19 protein-coding genes and 2 rRNA genes (1 of these 21 running past the window's edge) are annotated in these 25,518 nt (G+C 59.7%); 13 read left to right on the top strand and 8 right to left on the bottom strand.

Features of this window, described 5'->3' with window-relative positions; translation table 11 throughout:
- Together ACRY08_RS01785 and rrf are read left to right on the top strand one after the other, a co-directional pair.
- Positions 1-2,595 (top strand): 23S ribosomal RNA (locus tag ACRY08_RS01785); it begins 241 nt to the left of the window's first position.
- Between the two features lie 76 nt (positions 2,596-2,671).
- A 5S ribosomal RNA gene (gene rrf / locus ACRY08_RS01780) occupies positions 2,672-2,786 on the top strand.
- 538 nt (positions 2,787-3,324) lie between these two features.
- Here the strand turns inward: rrf and ACRY08_RS01775 are convergent.
- A complete protein-coding gene (locus tag ACRY08_RS01775) occupies positions 3,325-6,114 on the bottom strand; it encodes a bifunctional aconitate hydratase 2/2-methylisocitrate dehydratase (protein WP_432448116.1) in 2,790 nt (929 codons plus the stop codon).
- 281 nt (positions 6,115-6,395) lie between these two features.
- Here ACRY08_RS01775 and ACRY08_RS01770 point away from each other — a divergent pair, with 281 nt between their 5' ends.
- The 5 genes from ACRY08_RS01770 to ACRY08_RS01750 all read left to right on the top strand — a co-directional run bounded on the left by ACRY08_RS01770 (position 6,396) and on the right by ACRY08_RS01750 (position 12,861).
- Positions 6,396-7,382, top strand: coding sequence for a KpsF/GutQ family sugar-phosphate isomerase (locus tag ACRY08_RS01770; RefSeq protein ID WP_432448114.1), 987 nt, complete (start codon positions 6,396-6,398; stop codon positions 7,380-7,382).
- A complete protein-coding gene (locus tag ACRY08_RS01765) occupies positions 7,382-8,179 on the top strand; it encodes a 3-deoxy-manno-octulosonate cytidylyltransferase (protein WP_432448112.1) in 798 nt (265 codons plus the stop codon). The genes ACRY08_RS01770 and ACRY08_RS01765 overlap by 1 nt, the downstream gene beginning before the upstream one ends.
- Entirely contained in the window at positions 8,176-9,009 is an 834-nt protein-coding gene (gene kdsA / locus ACRY08_RS01760; protein ID WP_432448110.1) for a 3-deoxy-8-phosphooctulonate synthase, read from the top strand. Before ACRY08_RS01765 ends, kdsA begins: the two co-directional genes overlap by 4 nt.
- Before the next feature lie 92 nt (positions 9,010-9,101).
- Positions 9,102-11,789: a glycosyltransferase family 2 protein gene (locus tag ACRY08_RS01755; RefSeq protein ID WP_432448108.1), complete on the top strand. Its 2,688-nt coding sequence runs from the start codon at positions 9,102-9,104 to the stop codon at positions 11,787-11,789.
- A 10-nt stretch (positions 11,790-11,799) separates the two neighbouring features.
- Positions 11,800-12,861: a hypothetical protein gene (locus ACRY08_RS01750; protein ID WP_432448107.1), complete on the top strand. Its 1,062-nt coding sequence runs from the start codon at positions 11,800-11,802 to the stop codon at positions 12,859-12,861.
- 13 nt (positions 12,862-12,874) lie between these two features.
- On the opposite strand, the gene ACRY08_RS01745 is transcribed toward ACRY08_RS01750, so the two are convergent.
- On the bottom strand, positions 12,875-13,558 hold the full coding sequence (locus tag ACRY08_RS01745) for a GntR family transcriptional regulator (RefSeq protein WP_432448106.1): 684 nt from the start codon (positions 13,556-13,558) through the stop codon (positions 12,875-12,877).
- Positions 13,559-13,667: 109 nt separating this feature from the next.
- Here ACRY08_RS01745 and ACRY08_RS01740 point away from each other — a divergent pair, with 109 nt between their 5' ends.
- The 5 genes from ACRY08_RS01740 to ACRY08_RS01720 are packed head-to-tail and all read left to right on the top strand — an operon-like array spanning position 13,668 to position 18,501.
- Positions 13,668-14,270: an amino acid synthesis family protein gene (locus ACRY08_RS01740; RefSeq protein WP_432448105.1), complete on the top strand. Its 603-nt coding sequence runs from the start codon at positions 13,668-13,670 to the stop codon at positions 14,268-14,270.
- Positions 14,242-15,051 (top strand): alpha/beta fold hydrolase, encoded by an 810-nt coding sequence (locus ACRY08_RS01735; protein WP_432448104.1) that lies wholly within the window; start codon positions 14,242-14,244, stop codon positions 15,049-15,051. Before ACRY08_RS01740 ends, ACRY08_RS01735 begins: the two co-directional genes overlap by 29 nt.
- Positions 15,048-15,992 (top strand): flavin reductase, encoded by a 945-nt coding sequence (locus ACRY08_RS01730; protein ID WP_432448103.1) that lies wholly within the window; start codon positions 15,048-15,050, stop codon positions 15,990-15,992. The genes ACRY08_RS01735 and ACRY08_RS01730 overlap by 4 nt, the downstream gene beginning before the upstream one ends.
- Positions 15,989-17,026 (top strand): LLM class flavin-dependent oxidoreductase, encoded by a 1,038-nt coding sequence (locus ACRY08_RS01725; protein WP_432448101.1) that lies wholly within the window; start codon positions 15,989-15,991, stop codon positions 17,024-17,026. Before ACRY08_RS01730 ends, ACRY08_RS01725 begins: the two co-directional genes overlap by 4 nt.
- An 11-nt stretch (positions 17,027-17,037) precedes the next feature.
- Positions 17,038-18,501: an aldehyde dehydrogenase gene (locus tag ACRY08_RS01720; protein WP_432448099.1), complete on the top strand. Its 1,464-nt coding sequence runs from the start codon at positions 17,038-17,040 to the stop codon at positions 18,499-18,501.
- 15 nt (positions 18,502-18,516) lie between these two features.
- On the opposite strand, the gene tmpB is transcribed toward ACRY08_RS01720, so the two are convergent.
- Both tmpB and tmpA read right to left on the bottom strand, forming a co-directional pair.
- On the bottom strand, positions 18,517-19,104 hold the full coding sequence (gene tmpB / locus ACRY08_RS01715) for a (R)-1-hydroxy-2-trimethylaminoethylphosphonate oxygenase (RefSeq protein WP_432448098.1): 588 nt from the start codon (positions 19,102-19,104) through the stop codon (positions 18,517-18,519).
- On the bottom strand, positions 19,101-20,246 hold the full coding sequence (gene tmpA, locus ACRY08_RS01710) for a 2-trimethylaminoethylphosphonate dioxygenase (protein WP_432448097.1): 1,146 nt from the start codon (positions 20,244-20,246) through the stop codon (positions 19,101-19,103). Before tmpA ends, tmpB begins: the two co-directional genes overlap by 4 nt.
- 118 nt (positions 20,247-20,364) lie before the next feature.
- On the opposite strand from tmpA, the gene ACRY08_RS01705 reads away from it, so the two are divergent.
- Positions 20,365-21,207 (top strand): LysR family transcriptional regulator, encoded by an 843-nt coding sequence (locus ACRY08_RS01705; RefSeq protein WP_432448096.1) that lies wholly within the window; start codon positions 20,365-20,367, stop codon positions 21,205-21,207.
- Positions 21,208-21,232: 25 nt separating this feature from the next.
- Here the strand turns inward: ACRY08_RS01705 and ACRY08_RS01700 are convergent, their stop codons facing one another.
- The 4 genes from ACRY08_RS01700 to ACRY08_RS01685 all read right to left on the bottom strand — a co-directional run bounded on the left by ACRY08_RS01700 (position 21,233) and on the right by ACRY08_RS01685 (position 25,518).
- Positions 21,233-21,739: a DUF1178 family protein gene (locus ACRY08_RS01700; protein ID WP_432448095.1), complete on the bottom strand. Its 507-nt coding sequence runs from the start codon at positions 21,737-21,739 to the stop codon at positions 21,233-21,235.
- A 73-nt stretch (positions 21,740-21,812) separates the two neighbouring features.
- Positions 21,813-22,280, bottom strand: coding sequence for an NUDIX hydrolase (locus ACRY08_RS01695; protein WP_432448094.1), 468 nt, complete (start codon positions 22,278-22,280; stop codon positions 21,813-21,815).
- 226 nt (positions 22,281-22,506) lie between these two features.
- Positions 22,507-24,225, bottom strand: a complete 1,719-nt coding sequence (gene metG, locus ACRY08_RS01690; RefSeq protein WP_432448092.1) for a methionine--tRNA ligase — start codon at positions 24,223-24,225, stop codon at positions 22,507-22,509.
- Between the two features lie 69 nt (positions 24,226-24,294).
- Positions 24,295-25,518 (bottom strand): MFS transporter, encoded by a 1,224-nt coding sequence (locus ACRY08_RS01685; protein WP_432448091.1) that lies wholly within the window; start codon positions 25,516-25,518, stop codon positions 24,295-24,297.

The raw sequence follows: 25,518 nt of genomic DNA, 5'->3' as shown, positions 1-25,518 counted from the left end.
AGTACCCGGAGGAAAGGAAATCAACAGATACTCCCCTAGTAGCGGCGAGCGAACGGGGACCAGCCGAGCCATGAGTGTGGATAGAATGCGTTGGGAAGCGCAACCATAGTGGGTGACAGTCCCGTATATGAAGCACGATTGGACGTATTAAGTAGGGCGGGACACGTGAAATCCTGTCTGAACATCGGGGGACCACCCTCGAAGGCTAAGTACTCCTTACTGACCGATAGCGAACCAGTACCGTGAGGGAAAGGTGAAAAGCACCCCGACGAGGGGAGTGAAACAGTACCTGAAACCGAACGCCTACAATCAGTCGGAGGCCCCTTGAGGGCTGACGGCGTACCTTTTGTATAATGGGTCATCGACTTGGTCTATCTAGCAAGCTTAAGCCGTTAGGTGTAGGCGCAGCGAAAGCGAGTCTTAATAGGGCGAATGAGTTAGATGGATCAGACCCGAAACCGAGTGATCTAGGCATGGCCAGGTTGAAGGTGCGGTAACACGCACTGGAGGACCGAACCCACATCTGTTGAAAAAGATCGGGATGAGCTGTGCCTAGGGGTGAAAGGCCAATCAAACTCGGAGATAGCTGGTTCTCTGCGAAATCTATTTAGGTAGAGCGTCGGACGAATACTCTCGGGGGTAGAGCACTGAATGGGTAATGGGGGCCCACAGCCTTACTGATCCTAATCAAACTCCGAATACCGAGAAGTACTATCCGGCAGACACACAGCGGATGCTAACGTCCGTTGTGGAGAGGGAAACAACCCTGACCTACAGCTAAGGCCCCTAATTCATGGCTAAGTGGGAAAGCAGGTGAGACGACCAAAACAACCAGGAGGTTGGCTTAGAAGCAGCCATCCTTTAAAGATAGCGTAACAGCTCACTGGTCTAATTTAAGTTGTCTTGCGGCGAAGATGTACCGGGGCTCAAGCCATGAGCCGAAGCTTAGGGTGTGCACTTTTGTGTACGCGGTAGCAGAGCGTAGTGTGACATAGTTCCATTCCTCATTAGATCTGTTCGCAGATCATTTGAGGATCGGAGCTTTCGATGAAGCGGGCCTGTGAGGGATCCCGTGGAGAGATCACTAGTGAGAATGATGACATGAGTAGCGACAAAGGGGGTGAGAGACCCCCTCGCCGAAAATCCAAGGGTTCCTGCTTAAAGCTAATCTGAGCAGGGTAAGCCGGCCCCTAAGCCGAGGCCGAAAGGCGTAGGCGATGGGAACCAGGTTAATATTCCTGGGCCAGGAAGATGTGACGGATCTCGAAGGTAGTTCATCCTTATCGGATTGAATGGGCTGCTTAGAGGTTCCTGGAAATAGCCTTCCATGAGACCGTACCCTAAACCGACACAGGTGGATAGGTAGAGTATACCAAGGCGCTTGAGAGAACGATGTTGAAGGAACTCGGCAAAATACCTCCGTAAGTTCGCGAGAAGGAGGCCCAGTTTCTACGCAAGTATTGACTGGGGGCACAAACCAGGGGGTGGCGACTGTTTACTAAAAACACAGGGCTCTGCGAAGTCGCAAGACGACGTATAGGGTCTGACGCCTGCCCGGTGCCTGAAGGTTAAAAGGAGGAGTGCAAGCTCCGAATTGAAGCCCAGGTAAACGGCGGCCGTAACTATAACGGTCCTAAGGTAGCGAAATTCCTTGTCGGGTAAGTTCCGACCTGCACGAATGGCGTAACGACTTCCCCGCTGTCTCCAACATCGACTCAGCGAAATTGAATTGCCTGTCAAGATGCAGGCTTCCCGCGGTTAGACGGAAAGACCCCGTGCACCTTTACTACAGCTTCACACTGGCATCAGACACAACATGTGCAGAATAGGTGGTAGGCTTTGAACTCAGGACGCCAGTTCTGAGGGAGCCTCCTTTGAGATACCACCCTTGTTCTGTTTGATGTCTAACCGCGGTCCGTTATCCGGATCCGGGACCCTGTGTGGCGGGTAGTTTGACTGGGGCGGTCGCCTCCTAAAGAGTAACGGAGGCGCGCGAAGGTTGGCTCAGAGCGGTCGGAAATCGCTCGTTGAGTGCAATGGCAGAAGCCAGCCTGACTGCGAGACTGACAAGTCGAGCAGAGTCGAAAGACGGCCATAGTGATCCGGTGGTCCCGAGTGGAAGGGCCATCGCTCAACGGATAAAAGGTACGCCGGGGATAACAGGCTGATACTGCCCAAGAGTCCATATCGACGGCAGTGTTTGGCACCTCGATGTCGGCTCATCTCATCCTGGGGCTGGAGCAGGTCCCAAGGGTACGGCTGTTCGCCGTTTAAAGAGGTACGTGAGCTGGGTTTAGAACGTCGTGAGACAGTTCGGTCCCTATCTGCCGTGGGTGTAGGATACTTGAGAGGAGTTGCCCCTAGTACGAGAGGACCGGGGTGAACGATCCACTGGTGGACCAGTTGTCGTGCCAACGGCAGTGCTGGGTAGCTATGATCGGACAGGATAACCGCTGAAGGCATCTAAGCGGGAAGCCCCCCTCAAAACAAGGTATCCCTGAGGACCGAGGTAGACTACCTCGTCGATAGGCCGGAGATGTAAGCATGGTAACATGTTCAGTTGACCGGTACTAATGGTCCGATAGGCTTGATTTGATCCAGTAGAAGATAGACTTTCTACTATCAATCAAAAGCATACACACAGTAATACTTGACTTGGCTCTTTACTCGGTTTGGTGGTCACAGCACCAGTGAAACACCCGATCCCTTCCCGAACTCGGCCGTTAAGCACGGTTGCGCCAATGGTACTGCATCTTAAGGTGTGGGAGAGTAGGTCACCGCCAAACCTAGCAAAGAGCCAATATTCTCTCAACGATGAAAATAAACAATACGCCGCCGAGCAGAAATGCCGGCGGCGTTTTGCGTCGAGGGGGGGGACGGGGACCCAATATCCGACAGTGCCGAAGGTAAACTAGTGGTCGTAACCGGAAGCTCTTTGCCGCTCTGTTTGAAACGGAATCCGATGATCAGGATATAGAGCTGATATCAAAGATCCTACGGACGTTGGCAGAGACGCTGCCTGAGGATGCAAACGATGGATTCAATGCACTCTCCAAGTTAGGAAACTACTATCACTATCCGGCTGACGGACACACAGCGCGGCAGTGGGTAGAGCAAATAGTGAGCTTTCTGGAAAGCAAAGTGAAACCAGAGATGTCTGGACACTAAACTATTGGTCTACTGCCCAATACGAACCATCACCGTCTCTAACCCCGGGTTGGGGCCCGGAACCCGAGCATCTCTGACAAAAAAGGAGCGGCCTGATATCTCAAGCCGCTCCTTTGCTTTTAGTAACCTGCGAGGCCGCAGGCTGTCAGCAGCAGATCAGAAATGCGCCGACTTGGTTGTTGCCGGAACCGCAAGCGGCGGGGCAAATTTTGTCAGGTCGATGCCTTCCACCGCGGCTTTGTATTCTTCCATTGTAGGCGTGCGGCCCAAAACGGCCGCCAGAACGACGACGGGGGTCGAGGCCAGAAGGCTTTCGCCTTTCTTCTCAGGCAGGTCGCCCACCACGCGGCCCTGGAACAGGCGGGTCGAGGTGGCCAGAACCGTGTCGCCCTTGGCAGCCTTCTCCTGGTTGCCCATGCACAGGTTACAGCCCGGACGTTCAAGATACATGATGTTCTCGTATTCGGTCCGTGCCTGGGCTTTCGGGAACAGATCGTCGAACTCGAAGCCCGAATATTTCTGCAAGATGTCCCAGTCGCCTTCTTCCTTCAGCTCGTCGATGATGTTGTAGGTCGGGGCGGCCACAACCAGCGGCGCGTTGAATTCGACCTTGCCCATCGTCTTCTCGAGGTTTTTCAGCATCTGCGCCAGGATCTTCATGTCGCCCTTGTGCACCATGCACGAGCCGACAAAGCCCAGATCCACCTTCTTGTCGCCGCCGTAGTAGGACACGGGGCGGATGGTGTCGTGGGTATAGCGCTTGGACACGTCTTCGTTGTTCACATCCGGGTCAGCAATCATCGGTTCGTCAATGGCGTCCAGATCGACGACCACCTCGGCGAAATATTTCGCGTTTGCATCCGGTGCCAGCGCGGGGTTGGCGCCCGACTTGATGTCCGCGATGCGTGCGTCGGCTTTGTTGATCAGGCCTTGAAGCAGCTGGGCTTCATTGTCCATGCCTTTGTCGATCATGATCTGGATGCGCGATTTAGCCAGCTCAAGCGAGCCGATCAGCGTCTCGTCGTTTGAGATACAGATCGAGGCTTTCGCCTTCATCTCGGCCGTCCAGTCAGTGAAGGTGAAGGCCTGGTCCGCCAGAAGCGTGCCGATGTGAACTTCGATCACGCGGCCCTGGAAGACGTTGTCGCCATGCTGGTCCAGCATCTGCGCCTGGGTGGCGTGCACCACGTCGCGGAAGTCCAGATGTTCAGCCATCTGGCCCTTGAAGGTCACCTTGACCGATTCCGGGATCGGCATCGAGGCCTCGCCGGTGGCCAGCGCCAGCGCCACGGTGCCACTGTCTGCACCGAAGGCCACGCCTTTGGACATACGGGTGTGGCTGTCGCCGCCGATGATCACGTCCCAGTCATCCACGGTGATGTCATTGAGCACCTTGTGGATCACGTCGGTCATCGCGTGATATTTGCCCTTCGGGTCACGCGCGGTGATCAGGCCGAAATCGTTCATGAACTGCATCAGTTTCGGGATGTTGGCCTGTGCCTTCTTGTCCCAGACAGAGGCTGTGTGACAGCCCGACTGATAGCCTACGTCCACGGAGGGCGAGATCACGGTGGCGGCCATCGCCTCCAGTTCCTGCGCGGTCATCGGACCGGTGGTGTCCTGCGAGCCCACCACGTTCACTTTCACGCGTACGTCGGACCCGGCAAGCAGGGTCGCGCCCGGCGTGGTGCCCAATGCGTTGCGGTTGAAGATTTTTTCAACAGCGGTCAGGCCCTGACCTTCTGCGGTGATCTCTTTCGACGGTGCATAAGCCGATTTCAGCTCTTGTCCCAGAGCTTCGGCTGCAAAGGTTTGCAGCTTCTTGCCGAAGACCACAGCGTAGGAGCCGCCGGCCTTCATGAACTCCATCTTCTGCGGGGTGAAGGCGGCGGCAACGCTTTTCAGCTCTTTTCCGTCGGCGTCATGCAGGGTTTTGGTCTTGGAGTTGATGGTCAGAACGGTGCCGGTTGCGACCGAATAGGCCTCTTCCAGCACGGCTTCGCCGTCTTCGTCTTCAATCACGTTGCCGTCTGCGTCCAGCTTCTTGACCCAATTGTCCAGATCAATGCCGATGCCGCCGGTCACGCCCACGGTGGTCAGGAAAATGGGCGAGATGCCGTTGGTGCCCGCCACGACGGGGGCGATGTTGATGAAGGGCACATAGGGGCTGGCTTTCTTGCCGGTCCAGAGCGCCACGTTGTTCACGCCCGACATACGCGACGAGCCAACACCCATGGTTCCTTTTTCAGCGATCAGCATGACGCGGGCGTCGGGGTGCTGTTTTTGCAGCTCCTGGATTTCCACCTGCGCTTCGGGGCTGATCATGCATTTGCCGTGCAGTTCACGGTCGGCGCGCGAGTGTGCCTCGGCGCCAGGCGACAGAAGGTCGGTCGAGATGTCGCCCACACCGGCGATATAGGTGACCACCTTGATCTCTTCTTCCACCTCGGGAAGCTTGGTGAAGAACTCGGCCTTGGCGTAGCTTTCCAAAAGCTCCTTGGCGACGGCATTGCCAGCTTTGTAAGCCTCGTCCAGACGGTCAGTGTCGGCTTCGTAAAGGAACACTTGGGTTTTCAGCACGTCTGCGGCCTGCGCGGCCGTTGCGGCGTCATCACCCAGCGCCAGATCCAGAAGAACCTTCACCGAGGGGCCGCCTTTCATGTGCGACAAAAGCTCGAAGGCAAATTCTGGGGTGATCTCGGCCACGGTGGCCTGCCCCAGAATGATCTCTTTCAGGAAAGCGGCTTTCACGCCCGCGGCCGAGGTGGTGCCGGGCAGGGTGTTGTAGATGAAGAAATCAAGCGAGGCGTCGCGGTGCTCATTGCCGCTGTCCTTGATCTGTTCGATCAGCTCGCCAACAAGGGCGCCATCGTCGATCGGCTTTGGGTTCAGCCCTTCGCCTTTGCGTGTTTCGATTTCGGCTAGGTAGTCTGTATACAAGCTCATGACATGTCCAACGGTTGGGTGTTCGAATTTGCGGCTACCTTGTCCGGCCACCTCTGACCGACAGGGAATCCAAGTGCTGTATACCGCAGTATACCATCTGCGGCCGGAGTGCAAGATATCTTGCCGCAACGCCGCCTGCACCATATGTCATATTCTGACGAAAACGGGAAGCCACCTCGCGGCGGACCAGAGGTTGCGTCAGGCCAGTCTTGGGGCTTCGGTGGTGCAGGTGGCGCCCGCAGCCTATTGCCGGTTGCAATCAAAGGGGGTGCTCTATAACGATGCCTGCATCCCGTACCTTATTAATTGACGGTGGAACTGCCCGGATGGACGCCTTCAGCACAACATTGAACACCGTGATCAAGGCGCTCACCCGTCTGCGAAACGAAGAGCCGGCGGATTTCGCCCCCGCTGTTGCGCGGATCATCGAATGCAACGGCAAGGTCATCGTCGCGGGTGTTGGGAAATCAGGCCATATCGGGCGCAAGATCTCGGCTACGCTGGCCAGCACTGGCACCTCGTCACTATTTGTTCATCCGACCGAAGCCAGCCATGGCGATCTGGGCATGATCGGGGCGGATGATATCTGCATCCTGATCTCCAACTCTGGCGAAACGGCCGAGCTTGGTGACATGATCTATTACTGCAAACGTTTCTCGATTCCGTTGATTGGGATTTCGTCACATGCGGGATCAACGCTGATGCGATCGGCTGACTACCAGCTTTTGATGCCCGATGCGCCCGAGGCCTGCCCGATCGGCATGGCGCCGATGACGTCGACCACGCTGACGCTGGCCATGGGCGACGCGCTGGCCGCCGCGCTGATGATTGAACGCGGTTTTCAGGACCGGGATTTCGGCGTTTTCCATCCCGGCGGCAAACTGGGCGCACAGGTGCAATATGTGTCTGACCTGATGCATGGCGGCGATGCCGTGCCCTTGGTTGACCGCGACATGCCAATGAACGAGGTGGTGCTGGTGATGACCCAGAAAGGCTTTGGCATATCAGGCGTCGTGGACGGGGATGGCCAACTTGTGGGTGTGATCAGCGACGGCGACCTGCGGCGCAAAATCGACCAGCTGTTTGAGCACCGCGCGGGCGATATTATGAACCCGGCGCCCCTGACCGTCACCGGCGACACGCTGGCGGCGACCGCCCTGGCGGTGTTGAACGAAAACGCCATTTCATCGCTGATGGTGGTGGATGACGCCGGTGCCCCGGTGGGTATTCTGCACATGCATGACCTGCTGCGTGGAGGTGTCGCCTGATGAAGACAGCCATTCTGATCCCGGCGCGTTATGCCTCGACCCGCTATCCCGGCAAGCCGTTGGTCGAACTGACGCAGGCGGATGGCAGCCGCAAATCGCTGATCCGCATGAGCTGGGAGGCGGCGCAATCAGTCGACGGCGTGGACGAGGTGCATGTGCTGACCGATGACGACCGCATCGCCGAGGCCGCACGCGATTTTGGCGCCAGCGTGATCATGACCTCCAGCGCCTGCGAAAACGGCACTGCACGCTGCGCCGAGGCTGTGGCCTCGGGGGCTGTGACGGCGGATATCGTGGTGAACCTGCAAGGCGATGCGCCTCTGACCCCGCCATGGTTTATCACCGCCATGATCGCAGCCATGAAAACAGATGCAACGGTTCAGGTGGCCACGCCGGTTCTGCGCTGCGACACCGAAACCTACGAGCGCTTCGTCGAGGATCGCAAGAACGGCATGGTTGGCGGCACCACCGCCGTGATGGATCGTCAGATGAACGGGCTTTACTTCTCGAAAGAGGTGCTGCCTTGGTTTAACGCTGCTTCCTTGCCCAAGGGCGCTCCGCTGCCCGTGTTTCATCACGTAGGCGCCTATGCCTATCGCCCAGCGGCCCTTGCGGCCTATGCGGCGCATGGGGCAGGGATGTTGGAAGACCTTGAGGGGCTTGAGCAGCTGCGCTTTCTCGAGGCTGGCGTTAAGGTCCGCTGCGTCGAAGTCGAAGCCCGTGGCCGTGTGTTCTGGGAGCTGAACAACCCCCATGACGTCGACCGGATCGAAGCCGCGTTGGAGGCCCAAGCATGACCCCGAAATCCTTTCAGATCAAAGACATCTCTATCGGCGCCGGCGCGCCTGTGACCTTTATTCTTGGCCCCTGCCAGCTGGAAAGCTTGGATCATTCCCGCATGATGGCCGAGCGCATGATCGAGATCACCGACCGTATCGGTGCGCGCTTCATTTTCAAAGCCAGCTATGACAAAGCCAATCGGTCATCGCTGAAGGGCGTGCGTGGATTGGGCCGCGACGAAGGCTTGTCGATCCTGTCGAAAATCGCCGAAGAATTTGCCCTGCCGGTCTTGACCGACGTTCATGACGCCGCAGATTGCGCCGCCGTGGCCGAGGCCGTTGATGTGCTGCAAATTCCTGCCTTCCTGTGCCGTCAGACAGATCTGCTGTTGGCCGCAGGTGAAACAGGCGCGGCGATCAATGTGAAAAAAGGCCAGTTTCTTGCCCCTTGGGATATGAAGAACGTGGCCGACAAGCTGGCCAGTACCGGGAATGAGCGGATCATGCTGTGTGACCGGGGCACCAGCTTTGGCTACAACACGCTGGTGACGGATTTCCGGGGCCTGCCGATCATGGCGCAGACCGGTTGGCCGATTGTCTTTGACGCCACCCATTCGGTGCAGCAGCCGGGCGGGCAGGGGACCTCTTCGGGCGGGCAGCGGGAATTTGCACCGGTGCTGGCGCGCGCTGCTGTGGCGGTTGGGGTTTCTGCCGTGTTCCTTGAAACGCATGAAGACCCGGATACTGCCCCCAGCGATGGCCCCAACATGATCCCGCTGAGCGAGCTGGAAGATGTCTTGTCGACGCTTGTGCGCTATGACCAACTGACCCGCGAGATTTTCGGCTAAGCGGTTTAAGTTGTGCGCTTAATCCGCTCTGTCCTTTGGTGACTGCCCGGTCTATCATGCCGCGAATTTGAAGACCTCAAGAGGTTTGGCACGTGCCTGATTACGCGGATGAAAACACCATGACCAACCGGCCCGAACAGATTGGCGCGCCCATCGTGTCCGTCATTATTCCGGTGCATGGGGTCGAGGCTTACATCGAGACCTGCCTGCGGTCTGTTCAGACCCAAACCTTGCGCGAGATCGAGATCATCCCCGTGAATGATGCCAGCCCTGACGAAAGCCAGGCGGTGATCGACCGGTTGGCCGCCCGCGACACGCGCATCCAGCCAATCACGCTTAGCGAAAATGTTGGGCAGGGCTTTGCACGCAACAAGGCGCTCGACGTGGCGCGCGGCAAGTATATCTGGCTTTTGGATGGGGACGACTGGTTGCCCAACCCCGATATGCTGGCTGAGCTGGTCAGGCACGCTGACGCCGAAAACTGCGATCTGGTGCGGGGGCGCAAGGCCGAGATCGCCGTGTTCTCGGACAAGGACGTGTTCCTCGAAAGCCGCGAAGACCCTGACAATGTGCATTTCCCGGCCCGTATTGGGGCAACCACCTATGCCGATCATCCGGCGCTTCTTCACAGTCCCAATTGCTGGAACTTCCTGTATCGCAGAGAGTTTCTGAACACCCACGATATCCGTTTCCTGACCCCGCAATGGGAGGAACGGGCCTTTGTCGTAAAGGCCTTGACCCAGGCGACCCGGATCGGTGTGTCGCATGTGCCCTGTACCGCTTATCGCATGCGCACCGGTTCGACCATGCGCCGAGATCGGACCGCACGCGACTTTGATCTTCAGCTCAAGAATTTTGATGCCAGTTTCGATATTCTGCTGGCGGCTGGTGCGGCAAGTCGTAGCCACGCCTTGCGCCCGCATCTGGAATTTCATCTGTCAAAAATGGTCGAACACATGTTCGTCGCTGGCCCTTACCGTTTCTATCGTGCGGCCGGACAGAAAGCGCGGTCAGATTTTCTGGCGCATCTTTCAGGCATGTTTGAACGTTGCGATTTCCGTGCGGGTGATTTTGACAGGGATTTCCGGCTGGCACCCGACTACGGCCCGGATCAGGCTGCGCTGGCCCTTGTGGTCGCCGCCATTCGCGCCTCGCGCGACGATCTGGTCGACGCCGCGGCTGCCGCGCATCCCATTGCTCAGGAGCTTTATCTGGACGAGATGCTGCGCGCGCCCGATGACGCGCTGCATCAGGATCTGCAGGTCGCGCTGAATTGCTATGCCCGCAATGATCGGATTGCCCATGATCACGCGGTCACCGGACGAGGCACGGCAAGGCCGCGTATCGTTGTGCATATCGGTGCGACAAAAACCGGCAGCACCTATTTGCAGCACCTCTTGGAGGCAAACCGACCCGAGCTTCTGCGCGCCGGCATCTGGTTTCCGGAAGTCGGCTTGTTTTGGCAACGAAACCGCCCTCACAAACAGGCAGGCCATGCGCAGTTCAGCGCTTGTGCGCGTCGTGGCGATCCCGCGCTGCGAAAGCATATCGAGGCAGGTCTGGCGCGGCTTGGTGATACAGTTCACACGATTATCCTGTCCAGCGAAGCCTTCTTTCTGGAAGATGACGCGCAGTTGATTGCTGATTATTTCGATGGCTTTGACGTCGAAATGATTGCGTATCTGCGTCGGCAGGATGACTGGGCGAATGCACAGTATTGCGAGTTTGTTTCAGGTGGGGCCGTGGGGCGCGTGGAAGAGCCGATCTTGGCATGGCTTGACCGTCCGGACACCCGCCGACAGCTAGACTATCGCACGCCGATCCGGGCCTGGTCTGACAAAATTGGCGCAGAAAACGTCACGGTTCGGCTGTATGATCCTCAGGAATTTGTGGACGGTAGGTTGATTGCAGATTTTGCTCAGGCGTTGAATTTGCCCATTCTCAACACCCTTGCCGATGCCACGGATTCCGCGCGAAACGAGGCGCAATTCGGTGCAGCCCATGTTGAATTGATACGTCATTTCAATGGTTTGCCCTTTGATAGTCGCGCAAGCTATTTCGCTTTTATCGAAGAGGTCTCGCGTGGGTGTGCAGCAATACGCGCGGCCCAGGGTGCCGAGCCGGTAAAGCCTTGGGTCCTGCCCAAAGAAGCTGCGCGCAAAATCATGGAAGAGGCGCGTGCGTCCAACGACGAGATCGCCCATGATGTCTTGGGACGCGACGGCCCACTGTTTCGCGGGCAGGCGACATGCGAGCCGGATAGCGCATGGCTGACGCAGGCGGAAATAGCGCTTGTAGGGGCGGCGTATGACCGTGCCAAGCCACGCACAGACCGCGCTGGATTTTCTGAACCGAAACGCTTTGCCAAGGACGATCCTGCGCCAGAACGCCCGTCGCCCCGCGTGTTGTCCTACGGGCTTTGGGGATGGCGACTTTGGGGCTTGTCCCCTGTTCTGACCGCGACCATGACCGCGCGCAATCTGGACCCCGAGCTGGTGCTGGAATTTATGCGCGAGCCTGCCGAATTTGCACGCGAGAAATGGTCCCCGCGCCGCCCTTTTATCACCGGTCTCATGTATCCCAACGCCAACCCATATGGTCCGGGTGGCCTTTTGCGGTTCTGGAAGCCGGTGCTGCGCCAAATCCTTGTGCGCAGCGGGCGCGGTCATCTGGTCAATGACATGATGGTGGACCCGATCCTGTTTGTGCGCAGCATGGCCAGCCCGGTGTTCCGATTGGTCGGGCGCGTGATGTTCCCGCTGGGCGAAAAAAGGGACTGAGGGGTCAGAAATGCGCGAGGCAGAGGTCGTTTTGGAGGTGCCGGCGGGGTGGTTTGACAACCCCAATGATGGCGTGCGCCACCAGCGGCTTTATGCCTCGATCCTAACCGCGCTTGCCCGTCTGTCGGTGCGTATTTTGCCTGTGGAATTGCCGTTCGGAGCAGACACGGCCAAGCGGCTATATCGCCATGATCAACTGGTGATCAGTTATCATTCTCAAGGCACGCGCGGAAATATTGTCCGGTTGAAGGAAAGTTATATCCCGCCTTACTACACGTTTGATACGGAAGGTTTTTCCGGGTTTTCGGCGTTGTCGCGTCATCCAGATGCCTTCTTGTCAGAGATTGATGTCTACCCGCTGGAGGCGGCGCGGGAATTCGTTTTGGATCTGAGCGCTCGCATTCAAAATCAGAATATCTCGAAATACGCGCAGCCTGATCATCTCGATGACGTGCCAGAAGGGGGATTTGTCTTTTTCCCGCTGCAGACAGAAGATGATCCGGTCGCGACGCTGGCCTATCTGGACCAGATTGATGTCGCGCGGCGTCTGGCAACGGATTTGCAGGCTGCCGGGCGGGGGTTGATCATCAAGCGGCATCCGTTTTGCAAGTCGGCACGCGTTGGCCCCGCCTTGGCCGAGCTGGAGGCAGAACATCCCAATGTCATGATTGCCACGGGATCGATCCATGGGTTGATCACCCGGGCAGATTGCGTGGTCGGCTGTAACTCCGGTGTGCTTTTCGAGGCGCTTGTGCACGGCGCACATGTGGTCAGTTTCGGGGCGTCGGACTTCCAGATGGCCACAACCAGCGTTACAGATCTGTCGATGCTTTTGCCCGCGGTTCTGGGCCCGCCCGTGGATGCGGATGCCCGGGTTCGGTTTTTGGCCTGGTATTTGCGCAGGTATTGCTTTGAGGCGTCAGATGCGATCGAGATTGAGGCGCGGCTTGCTGAGATGCTGGACCAGATGGATGTGGTGCCAATCACCCAAACAGACGCTCAGAAAGAGCTGTTTTATCAGGCTGCTGTGGCGGAAGCCGCACGCCGCAAAGGCTTTCGCGACCCATCCTGACCCAAGCGCGCTGTCAGGTATCGGGCACTTCGTTGAGCAGGCGGGCGGCGATTGCGGCGGTGTCATCCAGATGACGCGCGACCGCCATGGCCGCAGCATCCGCATCGCCCGCGCAAATCGCGTCGCAGATCGCTTGCATATGGTCCGGTCCGGGGCGGTCACGGTCGGTTGAAGACAGGGTCATCCTGCGCAAGCGGCTGATGCGGCCGTTCAGACGTTCGACGATTTCCCAGGCGACATGGTGACCTGCGCCCTCGAAAATCTCGCTGTAGAAAGCCGATGTGGCGCGAAACAGGGCGCCGGGCTGGTTTTGCTCCAACGCATCTTTCAACGATGAGAGGGCTGCGCGCAGGGCATTGGCGCGTTGGGAAGAGATGTTCTGTGCACAGGCGCGCGCAGCGGCGGTTTCCAGCACGCGCCGGATTTCATAGATTTGGCGGGCGTTGTCCCAGCTCATCCGGGCAACGATCGGGCCACGGCCGGGGACGATCTCGACCAAGCCTTCGGCTTCCAGATAGCGGATCGTTTCGCGGATCACCGTGCGGCTGACGCCCAGCTGCTCGCACAGGGGGCGTTCGACCAGACGGTCTCCGGGCGCAAAGTGGCCTTCGATGATCGCTTCGCGCATACGGTCTTGAACCATGTCCCGCAAAGTGGCGGGCGGCTGAGAGATCTTGGCAAGGCTGGGCGTGGTCATGGTTCGGCGATAGCAAAGGCGAAGGGCGCAGGCAAGGCGGGATTGACTTACGGTCTTATGGTATACCATCATACGATAACTCGAATCACAACCCGGTAACAGGTGCCAAATGCCCGCTGAAATTCGCAAAACACTCCTGCATGTGGAGCACACGTTGATTGAGGGCGGAAAGCCCGCAGACACTCCGCTGACGATGATTGCGGCTGTGGCCGTGATCGCAAACCCATGGGCCGGGCAGGGGTTTGTCGAAGATTTGAAGCCCGCGATCCATGACTGCGCGCCGGGCCTGGGGGAGCTTCTGACCGGCATGGTACTGGAGGCCGCCGGAGGGGGCGACAAGGTCGAAGGTTACGGCAAATCCGCCATTGTCGGCGTGAACGGCGAGGTCGAGCATGGCTCGGCACTGATCCACACGCTGCGTTTTGGCAATCATTACCGCGAGGCGGTGGGGGCGAAATCCTATCTGTCTTTCACCAACACACGCGGGCCGGCCAATGCGCCCCTGCATATTCCGCTGATGGACAAGAACGATGGCGGACGGCGCAGCCACTACCTGACGATCCAGCTGCAGGTGGCAGACGCCCCCGGCCCGGACGAGATCGTGATCGCGCTGGGCGCGTCGATCGGCGGGCGGCCACATCACCGGATTGGCGATCGCTATCAGGACCTGAAGGAATTGGGCCATGACGTTGATAACCCGGCCGCTGTCTGATCCCTTTGGTCCGGTTGCCCTGCGCGATGTGGGTGCGGGTGCGCCTTTGGTGCTGATCCATGGGGTGGGTATGCAATCTGCTGCCTGGACCCCGCAGATAGAGGCGCTGTCAAAAACTCATCGGGTCATTGCACTGGATTTGCCCGGACATGGGGGCAGCGCGCCTTTGCCCGCACAGAGCGGCCTGCCTGTCTACGTTCGCTGGCTGGACGCCGTTCTGGACGCGCTGGAGCTTGGCCCCGTCGCGCTGGCCGGGCATTCCATGGGGGCGCTGATCGCTGCTGGGTTTGCCGTGACCTCGCCCGACCGGGTGTCCCGCGTGGCGTTGGTCAATGGGGTTTATCGTCGGGATCAAACCGCGCGTGACGCGGTGATCGCCCGCGCTGCTGTGATCGGCGAGGGGGCGTTCGACCTCGACACGCCATTGGACCGTTGGTTTTCAGACAGCCGCGCAGATCAAGTCGCGCGGGCGCAGGTGGCCGGGTGGCTGTCATCGGTGGATATTGACGGCTACGCCATGGCGTATCGCGCCTTTGCCCATGGGGATGCGACTTATGCGGATCGCTTCGCAACCATTCACTGCCCGCTTTTGGCGCTGACCGGGGACGAGGATGCCAATTCGACCCCCGCCATGGCACGCGCGATGGCCAAAGCCGCGCAAAACGGGCAGGCTGTGATCATCGACGGCCATCGCCACATGGTGAACCTGACCGCACCCGAAGCCGTAACCAACGCGCTGCGTGACTGGCTGGCCCGCCCCGCAACAGGAGAGATCGCATGACCGACGCGACAGATCCCATCGACCCGCGCGCCTTGCGCAATGCCTTTGGCGCCTTCATGACTGGCGTGACTGTGGTCACCACGAAAGATGCGCATGGTAAGCCGGTTGGGTTTACGGCCAACTCGTTCACCTCGGTGTCACTGGACCCGCCCTTGGTGCTCGTGTGCCTTGCCAACAGCTCGTCCAACTATGACACCTTCACCCGCGCAGGCGGCTTTGCGGTGAATGTGCTGGCCGAAGATCAGGTCGAGGTCTCCAACACGTTTGCCCGCCCGGTCGAGGACCGCTTCGCCGCGGTGGACTGGCAGGACGGCCCGGCAGGCTCGCCTGTGTTTGAGGGTGTTTCGGCGTGGTTTGACTGTACCATGTTCAACCGGGTCGAGGCGGGCGATCACCTGATCCTGATTGGCCGTGTTGAAGGGTTTGAAAACGCGATCCATCCCGGTCTTGGCTATGCGCGCGGGGCCTATGTCACACCTGCCGCCGAAGCCGAAGCGCTCAACGACAACGCGCAGCTGATGGTGTCTGCGCTGATCGAACATGAAGGCAAGGTGTTGCTTGTGGACGCAGGCGAGGGGCGGCTGGCTCTGCCTGAGGCCAAGGTCGGCAAAGGCGGCGCGCGGGCTGCTTTGACCAAGCTTATCAATGATACCGGCGTCGATGCCGAACCCGGTTTCATCTATTCCGTCTACGAAGATGAAGCGCGCGAAACGCAGCATATCTCGTTTCTGTGTCAGGCGGGGGGTGAGACGACCCGCCATGGCCTGTTCACCGCGCTTTCCCCCTCGACCCTGATGGACATCGCAGACCCCGTGGCCTGCACGATGCTGGAACGGTTTGCGGTGGAAAGCCGGATGGGCAATTTCGGGGTGTATTATGGCAATCAAGTCGCCGGGCAAGTGCGCCCGCTGAAGGATGGCGACAAAGGAGCAACGCGATGAAATTCTCGCTTTTCGCACATATGGAGCGCATTTCCCCCGATCAGGATCAAAAGCAGCTTTATGACGAGTTTGTCGAGCTGGCGAAGATCGCCGATGCGGGTGGGATGCATGCGGTCTGGACCGGCGAACATCACGGCATGAATTTCACCATCGCGCCCAACCCGATGCTGAACCTTGTGGACCTTGCGCGCCACACAAAAAACGTGCGGCTGGGGACAGGCACGGTGGTGGCCCCGTTCTGGCATCCGATCCGGCTGGCGGGTGAGGCGGCGATGACCGACCTGATCACGGAAGGCCGGCTGGAACTGGGCATCGCGCGTGGGGCGTATGAGTTCGAATACGAGCGCCTGATGCCGGGCATGGATGCCTGGGAGGCCGGCCAGCGCATGCGCGAACTGATCCCGGCGGTGCAGGGGCTTTGGAAAGGGGATTACACCCATGAGGGTGCGTTTCACTCCTTCCCCAAAACCACCTCGGCGCCACAGCCGCTGCAGGCCGGTGGTCCGCCGATCTGGGTCGCCGCGCGCGATCCCAACAGCCATGAATTTGCGGTCTCGAACGGCTGCAACGTGCAGGTCACGCCGCTTTGGAAAGGGGACGAGGAGATCTCGGACCTGATGGGCAAGTTCAACGCGGCCTGCGAGAAATTTCCCGATGTGGCGCGCCCAAAAATTATGTTGCTGCAGCACACGTATGTGGCCGAGGATGCCGCAGATGTGAAGCTGGGCGCCGAAGAGCTCAATCGTTTCTACTGCTATTTCGGCGCGTGGTTCATGAACAAGCGCGAGATTAGCCAAGGGCTGATCGAGCCGCTCACGGACGAGGATATCGCCGCCCATCCCTTCTATTCGCCCGAGGCGATGGAACGCGATCTGGTCATCGGCACGCCCGATCAGGTCATCACCCGCCTCAAGACTTACGAAGCGCTGGGATATGATGAATACTCGTTCTGGATCGACAGCTCGATGAGCTTTGAGCGCAAGAAGGCATCGCTGGAGCGGTTCATCCAACAGGTCATGCCCGCATTCACCTGACGGAGGGAAAAATGCAGATTTTTCAGCACTATATCGGCGGTGAGTTCTCAGAAGGGGCGGCGCAGTTTGACAGCCTCGACCCGGCCACGGGCACGCCATGGGCGCGGATGGCCGAGGCAAGCGTGGCGGATGTAGATCGCGCGGTCGCGGCTGCCCGTAATGCGTTCTTCGCGCCTGACTGGGCCGACATGACGGCCACCGCGCGCGGCAAGCTTTTGATGCGGCTGGCGGATTTGATTGCTGAAAACGGGGACCAGCTGGCACGGATCGAAACCCGCGACACGGGCAAGATCATCCGCGAAACCAGCGCGCAGATCGCTTATGTGGCCGAGTATTTCCGGTACTACGCGGGGCTGGCCGACAAGATTGAAGGCGCGCATCTGCCGATCGACAAGCCCGATATGGAGGTCTGGCTCAGGCGTGAACCCGTGGGCGTCGTGGCCGCTGTTGTGCCGTGGAATTCGCAGCTGTTTTTGTCGGCGGTCAAGATCGGACCTGCGCTGGCTGCGGGCTGCACTGTGGTTTTGAAAGCGTCCGAAGATGGCCCCGCGCCGATGCTTGAATTTGCGCGGCTCTTCGATCAGGCGGGGTTCCCCAAGGGCGTTTTCAACGTGATCACTGGCGGGGCAGAGGTCGGCGCGGCCCTTACCAGTCATCGCGATGTGGATCATGTCGCCTTCACCGGCGGGCCAGAGACCGCGCGCCATATCGTGCGCAATTCGGCGGAAAACCTTGCCTCGACCTCGTTGGAGCTGGGCGGCAAATCGCCCTTTATCGTCTTTGCCGATGCGGATCTGGACAGTGCGGTGAACGCGCAGGTCTCGGGCATTTTTGCAGCCACCGGGCAAAGCTGTGTGGCGGGGTCGCGGCTGGTGATCGAAGCGGGGATCAAGGATGACTTCCTTGCCCGACTGAAAGCCAAGGCCGAGGCCATCGTGATCGGCGATCCCGGCGACATGGCGACCGAGGTCGGGCCGCTTTGCACCCTGCGTCAGCGCGACCATGCGGCTTCGGTTATTGAGGCCTCGATCAAGGCGGGGGCGAAACTGGTCACGGGCGGCGCGGCGTTGGAGCGCGACGGGTTTTATTTCCCGCCCACGATCCTCGATTGCACGGACGCGCCGGATGCGCCTTGTCTGACCACCGAGTTCTTCGGGCCGGTCCTGTCGGTCACGTCGTTTACCGACGAAGCCCAGGCCATCGCCATCGCAAATGACACGGATTTCGGCCTTGCGGCGGGGCTGTTCACCCAGAACCTGACCCGCGCACATCGCATGATCCGGCGCATCCGCTCGGGCATCGTCTGGGTCAACACCTACCGCGCGGTCAGCCCGATTGCGCCCTTTGGCGGGCATGGGTTGTCGGGCCATGGGCGCGAGGGTGGCATGCAGGCAGCCCTTGATTACACCAAGGTGAAGGCCGTCTGGCTGCGCACCAGCGACGACCCGATCCCGGATCCGTTCGTGATGCGCTGACCCGGACCCGCGCTGTTATGCGCCTGTGTGCTTGTCCACCATGCGCTGTACCATCGGTGCGAAATGCCAGTAGTCCGGCGTTTCCATATCGGCGCGTTTCCCGGCCTCGTCCAGATAGCGCACGGCGATGATCTCGCGAAGGTTCGGGTTTTCCTCGAAGGCGGCAACCTCGGCGTCGTCCATCGGCCCGCCCTGCAATTCCAACGTATGAACCGAGGCCGGGCTGAGGCGCTTGAAATACTCCGGCTTGGTCGCGCAGAGATAGCGTTTCGCGGCCACATGAAAGCGCACGCAATCGGTGATCACGCTGGGAAAGAACTGCTCCAGCACTTCGGCGCCGGCATCTTCATGATGGCGATCCTCGGTATCATCCGGGTGGTACGTGCCAAACTCGGATGTGAAGTGGCCGATATCATGCAAGAGCGCGCCGACGATGATCTCCTCGCTTTGTTCGTTCTGTTCGGCGATTGTGGCGCCTTGCAGCATATGTTCGGCCATTGTGACCGGCTCGCCCAGATATTCCTCGCCGCCGCGCCGGTCAAAAATACCTCCGATGAAGTCGACGATGTTTTCGGCTGTCAGCTTCTCCATATCCGGTTTCATTCGGCGGCCTCCTTCTGGCCCGCGCGACACATGGCAGCATAGGTCGAGCGCAGCCCGTCCAGGTCCGAATAGCATCCCTGAAGCCAGCGTGTGCCCTCGCCGGAATAGCCTTTGCGCGCGTGCAGAACGCGGGTGTTGTCCACGACAAAGCCTTCGCCGGGATCAAGCCGGAAGGTGACCTCGCTGGCCGGGTCGTCGATGATTTCGCCCAACCGGCGATAGGCCGCGTAATAGGCCGCCATCTGGTCAAACGGCACGTCCGTCACGGCAGAGAGCGAGCGGTTGTTGAAGCGCACGGCAATGATCTCGCCATCCGGGGCCAGTTCGATCATCGGGCGACGCGATTGCAAGCAGACGCCTTCTTCGCCCGCATATTCAAACCGCGCGCAGTGGCTCGCGAGCACGTCGAAAGCGGCGGGGTCTTCGTCGCGCAGTTTCTGTGCGGCGGCAAACCCGTCTACCACCATGTTTTCGCCCCCCGCTGCCGAGCTTTCCAGGCAATAAAGCACCTGTACCGAAGGCACGGGGTCACGATAGGGGTTGTCGGTATGCGCCTGCAAACCTAGCCCGGTGAAGGCGAGGTTGGTTGGGTTCACCTCGGTGCGCACCTCGAAATGGCGGCCATAATTGGTTTCGCGCACGAAGCCGAACAGATCGACCACCTTGAACAATGCGCCGTCTTCGACAGGTCCGTTTTCGATCTTGCCGAACCCATAGCGGGTCACCAGTTCCAGCCAGTCGCGCAGAGCAGCCGGATCGCTGGCCAACTGGGCAAAATCGCCACAGGGCACATTGCCCATCAACTCTGCGCCCCATGTGGTGATGCCCGGCGCGGTGCGGCCGCGGTCAGCCGGGGCGGGGAGGTCATAGGCGTGGTCCATCAGCCAGCCCAGATCGAAATCGACCGTCTTGCCTTCGGGGGCAAAGCTTACCCGAACCTTGTCGCCTTGGACCGATGCGGCGCTGAGCGTCGTGTCTGCGGGTATGTCGCGCAGGGCCAACAGGCGCTGGCCGTTTCCTGCCGCGCGGGTGTCCGGGTCGGGGCTGTTGTCACGCAGCCAGATGGCGTGAAACCGACGCGCGCCTGTGTTTGTTTCAAGGGTCAGAATCTGACCAGAGGGGTCGATGGTCGCTGCTGTCATGGCCTGTCCTTCATGGGGCTTGTGAAGATGCGTTGCCACGACAGGGTGAGTGGGTTTATGCATAAATGCAAATTAGGAATATTTTACCTGAGAGGCGGAAATCCTAATGCCAAGTGCAATGTTCAAAATGCCCCCCTTGGAATGGGTGCGTGCGTTCGAGGCGGCTGCCCGTTTGGGCAGTTTTACCGCCGCAGCGGGCGAGCTCGGCCTGACGCAATCAGCGATCAGCCAGCGCATTGCGCAGCTCGAGACACATCTGGGTGCGCGCCTATTCCTGCGTCAACCCCGTGCCATTGCGCTTACCGTCGAGGGCGAGGCCTGGCTGCCCCATGTGCGCACCGCGCTGGGCGGGTTGCACGACAGTTCCGAGGCACTGTTTGGGCGTGGGCGTCGCCAGATGACAATTTCAGCCAGCTCGACCGTGATCGAACAATGGCTTGTGCCGCGCCTTTCGGGCTTGTCAGATTTGGCTGGGGGGCAGCTGTCACTGCAGACTATGGTGGTGGGCGCGCATGAAGCCCCGATTGATGATCTGATCCGCATTCGTTACGGGGCGGGGGATTGGTCACACGCTTTCAAGTATCAGCTCTATAAGGAAAAAATCGCGCCAATGGCGGCGCCGTCTCTGGCGTCGCGTAGCGATCACTGGACCTGTTGGCCGCGCATTATCTGCGCCGGCCCGCGCCCCGGTTGGCAAGCCTGGGCCGCCCGGTTTGGAATTGCAACCACGCCGCTTGCGCATTTGAAACTGGATACGTTTCAAGCCGCCTTGTCGGCGGCTTTGGGCGGGCAGGGGGTCATCATGGCGTCCGTGCCGCTCTGCGCGGCGGCGCTTGCATCAGGCGCGCTTGTGCAGTTGGGGTCAGAGGTGCTGGAGCATCACGAGAGCTATTGGGCACTGGCCGGGTCGCAGGCAATGTCCCAAACTGAATGGCAGAAATTATGCGCGGCATTGGCGTAAAGCCGCGTCGCAGATATCTGCGTGGTCAATTCATCTTGCGAGTGGGAGAGAACGGCAGCGGCATCACAGGCACCCCGTCTTCAATCAGGTCTCGTGCCTCTTCCAGCTTGGCCTCGCCATAGATGGCGCGTTCCGGCGCATCGCCCAGATGCATGGCGCGCGCTTCTTTCGCAAAGCGGTCCCCGACATAGTCGCTTTCCGCTTCGACCTTGGCGCGCAGCTTGGCGATCTCGGCTTCAATCTCAGCCGCTTTTTCAGGATCGGGGGCGGCCATTGGCGTGGGGTGTGACGGTGCACCTGCAGGGGCCGCGGGTTGGTTCGTCTGGTCTGCGTTGTTTTCCGTGGACTGCACTTTATGTGCGGTGCGCGCCGGGCGTACTTTCGGCGCCATCAAGCTTTTCGTGACCGCAGTGGACCCGCATTGCGGACAGGTGACATGGCCAGCCGCCTGAAGCCCGTCAAAGGCGTCCGCGTTCTGGAACCAGCTTTCAAACCTGTGGTCCTGATCACATTTCAAAGCATATCGGATCATCTGCCCTCACCATCTGCACCAAGGAAATATGATGGCCCCGTGACCTGACCGCAAGCCATAACTGGCCCCGTTGCTATTTCAGCCCCTTGGGATCGAACCCTTTGATCATCTGGCGCAACTCCGGCTCGGACACAAGTTGAGCGGCTTTCTTGCGGCTGACCCATTTGCGGCGCCGTTCGCCTTTTTCAGGAAAATCCTTGAGCTGCTTTTTGACCTTCAGGGGGAACACCGCAACGACACAGGGGAGCTTTTCGCCCGCAAACCCTTTGTCATAGGCATAGAACCCCAAGACGTGATCATAAAGCTTGCCTTCAATCCCGGCTTCTTCGAAAGCTTCTGTTTCGGCTGCCCCGGCGGGCGTTTCGCCATCCATCGGCCAGCCTTTCGGGATGATCCACCGGCCCGTTCCGCGTGACGTGATCAGAAGGATCTCAACCTTGCCATCATTGAGGCGAAAGGGCAGGGCGCCAAACTGCGTGCGCACGGATCGCTTGTCACCAAGCGACAGCCGGATTGGCTTTTGCTTTTGTTGCACGACCATGGTCTTCTTTCTGCCCGTGTTGCCCATCTGAAATCAGTGTGCCCAAGGTTTTGTTACTTACAGGTAAAGATAGCGCAGTTTTGAGCTAAATAAAGAGGAAACACGTTATTTAGTGTGCGCAACCCCTGTGGCCACCAGATAAGCGGCGGCAGCAGCGTGCACCGCGCGACAGCGCGGCCACCGAAAGCGGGGCGAGGCGTGAGCCGAGCCCCCCTTGTCTGATCTGTTACGCGTCGCGGGTGCCCGCGAAACGTTCTTGCCAGTCTTCGCGTTCTTCGTCTGTGATCTTGGCAAAAAGGTTCTCGGGCACGGTGAAGGCGTGGCCTTCTTTCAGGGTCGCAAGTGCCTCGCCCACGTCACCCGGCCAATCCATATCGGTGTCCATCGCCGCGCGCAGCGTCTCGGACGCATCCGGAATGAAGGGGGCTGACAGTACCGCGTAAAGTCGGATCAGGTTCAGGGCCAAACGGATTTGCGCCGCGGCCTGATCGGGGTCCTCTTTGAACGTCGCCCATGGGGCCGCGCCTTGCAGATATTCATTGCCCGCCACCCAGATGCCACGCAGCTCTTGCGCGGCTTTGCGCACGTCCATGGCCTCCATGTGACCCTCGTAAGCACGGACCTTGGCGTTCAGATCGGCGATCAGCGCGGCTTCGGCCTCGCCATATTCTCCGCCTTCCGGCACGGCTTCAGAGAATTTCGAGCGGCAGAATTTGGTCACACGGCTCACGAAGTTCCCCAGCACGTCGGCGAGGTCCTTGTTCACGGAAGCTTGGAAGTTCTCCCATGTAAACTCGGCGTCCGAGTTTTCCGGCGCATGGCTCAGAAGCCACCAGCGCCAGTAATCTGCGGGCAGGATCGACAGGGCTTGATCCATAAAGACACCACGCCCCTTGGAGGTCGAGAACTGGCCGCCATCATAGTTCAGATAGTTGAAGGACTTGATGTAATCGACCAGTTTCCACGGCTCGTCCGACCCCATGATCGTCGCGGGGAAGGACAGGGTGTGGAAGGGCACGTTGTCCTTGCCCATGAACTGCACGTAACGCACGTCATCGGCACCCTTGTCGGTGCGCCACCAGCGCTGCCAGAACTCGTCGCTTTCACCAAGTTTGTCGGCCAGTTCGGCGGTTGCCGCGATATATTCGATGGGCGCATCGAACCAGACATAGAAGACCTTGCCTTCCATTCCGGGCCAGTCCTCGGTGCCCTTCTTCACGGGCACGCCCCAGTCCAAATCGCGTGTGATGCCACGGTCCTGCAGACCGTCGCCATCGTGCAGCCACTTCTTGGCAATAGATGTGGTCAGAACTGGCCAGTCGGTTTTGGTGTCGATCCACGCATCCAGCTTGTCCTTCAGCTTGGACTGGCGCAGGTAGAGGTGCTTGGTTTCGCGCACTTCCAGATCGGTCGAGCCTGAAATGGCCGAACGCGGGTTGATCAGGTCGGTGGGATCAAGCTGCTTGGTGCAGTTTTCGCATTGGTCCCCACGCGCGCCGTCATAGCCACAATTGGGGCATTCGCCTTCGATATAGCGGTCGGGCAGAAAGCGACCATCGGCGTTGGAATAGACCTGTTTTTCCGACACTTCTTCGATCAGGCCGTTTTCGGCCAGCTTGCCCGCGAAATGCTGGGTGAGGCGATGGTTCCGGTCGCTCGATGAACGACCGAAATTGTCGAAAGACAGGCGGAACCCTTCAGCGATTTCGGCCTGAACCTCATGCATTTCGGCACAGAACTCGGCCACGGGCTTCCCGGCTTTGGCCGCGGCCAGTTCGGCGGGCGTGCCATGTTCGTCGGTGGCACAGATAAACATGACCTCGCGGCCCCGGCAGCGGTTGTAGCGGGCATAAAGATCGGCCGGCAGCTGGCTGCCAACGAGGTTGCCGAGGTGCTTGATCCCGTTGATGTAAGGGATCGCCGAGGTGATGAGGACGCGGTTCATGGTAGCTCCCGTAACGTGTTTGGGGCCGTATACGACATGGGGTTCGGCATGACCAGAGGTGGCGCGCGATCAGGACCGATCCCGAAGCTTGCCAAAAAGCCGCCCCATCGAAAACGATGTGCGCGGGGTGTAGGTATAGGGGGTGCGGTCCTCGACCGTGGGGCGCGAGCGGTGACGGGCGATGCCAAAGACGATCAGGACCCCATGGCCGACCGCAATCATCGAGAAAAGCGCGCCGGGGCCGAATTGCTCGATCAGGTGCGAGGCACCCAGGGGTGAGGCGATGGCCCCCACGGCATAGAAAAACATCAGGGCGGCGGACAGCTCGACCCGTTCAGGCGACGAGGCGAAATCGTTGGCATGGGCGGCAGCGACCGAGAAGATCGGGAAGGTGGTGAGACCAAAAAGCCCTGCCGCCAGGAAGATCGCCGTGATGCCCAGCCCCGCCGACAGGGCCGTGACCGCGCAGCTGACGATTGCGGCAACGGAAAGCCAGATCAGCACCCAGCGCCGGTCATAGCGGTCAGCCAGCCAGCCCACCGGCAGTTGCGCCAAGGCGCCACCCAAGACGAAAGCGGCAAGGAACCACGCGAGCTGCCCGGTCTCCAGCCCGACCTCTTGTCCATAGATCGGGCCAACCATTCGGAATGCGGCCGATGTGATTCCGGCCACGATGACCCCTGCCACGGCCAGCGGCGAGCGATGCCAGGCCAGAAGCGGGCGCAGGCGCGGGGCGCCGGGGGTTTCGGGTTGAGGGGTGCGGGTCAGGGCCAGCGGCAGGATTGCCGCGCAGCAGGTGATGGCGAGGATGTTGTAAGAGATGTAATGCGCAGGTTCCAACACCCCGATCAGCAGCTGCGCGCAAAGCGAGCCGCCCATATCCACGATCCGGTAGCCGCCCATGGCACGGGCGCGGGTGTTGTTGTCGATCCGGGCGTTCATCCACGCCTCGATCACCGTATAGCTGCCCGCGATGCTCAGCCCCGTTGCCATCCGCATCACCGCCCATGGCAAGGGGGCGACCCAAAGCATATGGGCGATAAGCCCGATCGCCCCCATGGCGGTGAAACCTGCAAAGGCGCGGGCATGGCCCACTGATCCCATCAGCCGCGGCGCCCACCAGCAGCCCACGAAAAAGCCCACGAAATGAGCCGATCCCAGCAGGCCGATCTCGGCGCGGGTGAAACCCTGCGCCAGCCCCGACACCGCATCCAGCGGCCCCACGCCGCCCGAGCTGAGCTGCAGCAGCACGACCGACAGGAGCAATGGGGCAAAGCTGAACAGAAAGCGCAT

Source organism: Aliiroseovarius marinus (assembly GCF_050881025.1).
GTDB classification, from domain to species: Bacteria; Pseudomonadota; Alphaproteobacteria; order Rhodobacterales; family Rhodobacteraceae; genus Aliiroseovarius; species Aliiroseovarius marinus_A.
Note: the sequence above shows the minus strand (reverse complement) of the source record. Positions and strands in the feature narration are given on the sequence as shown.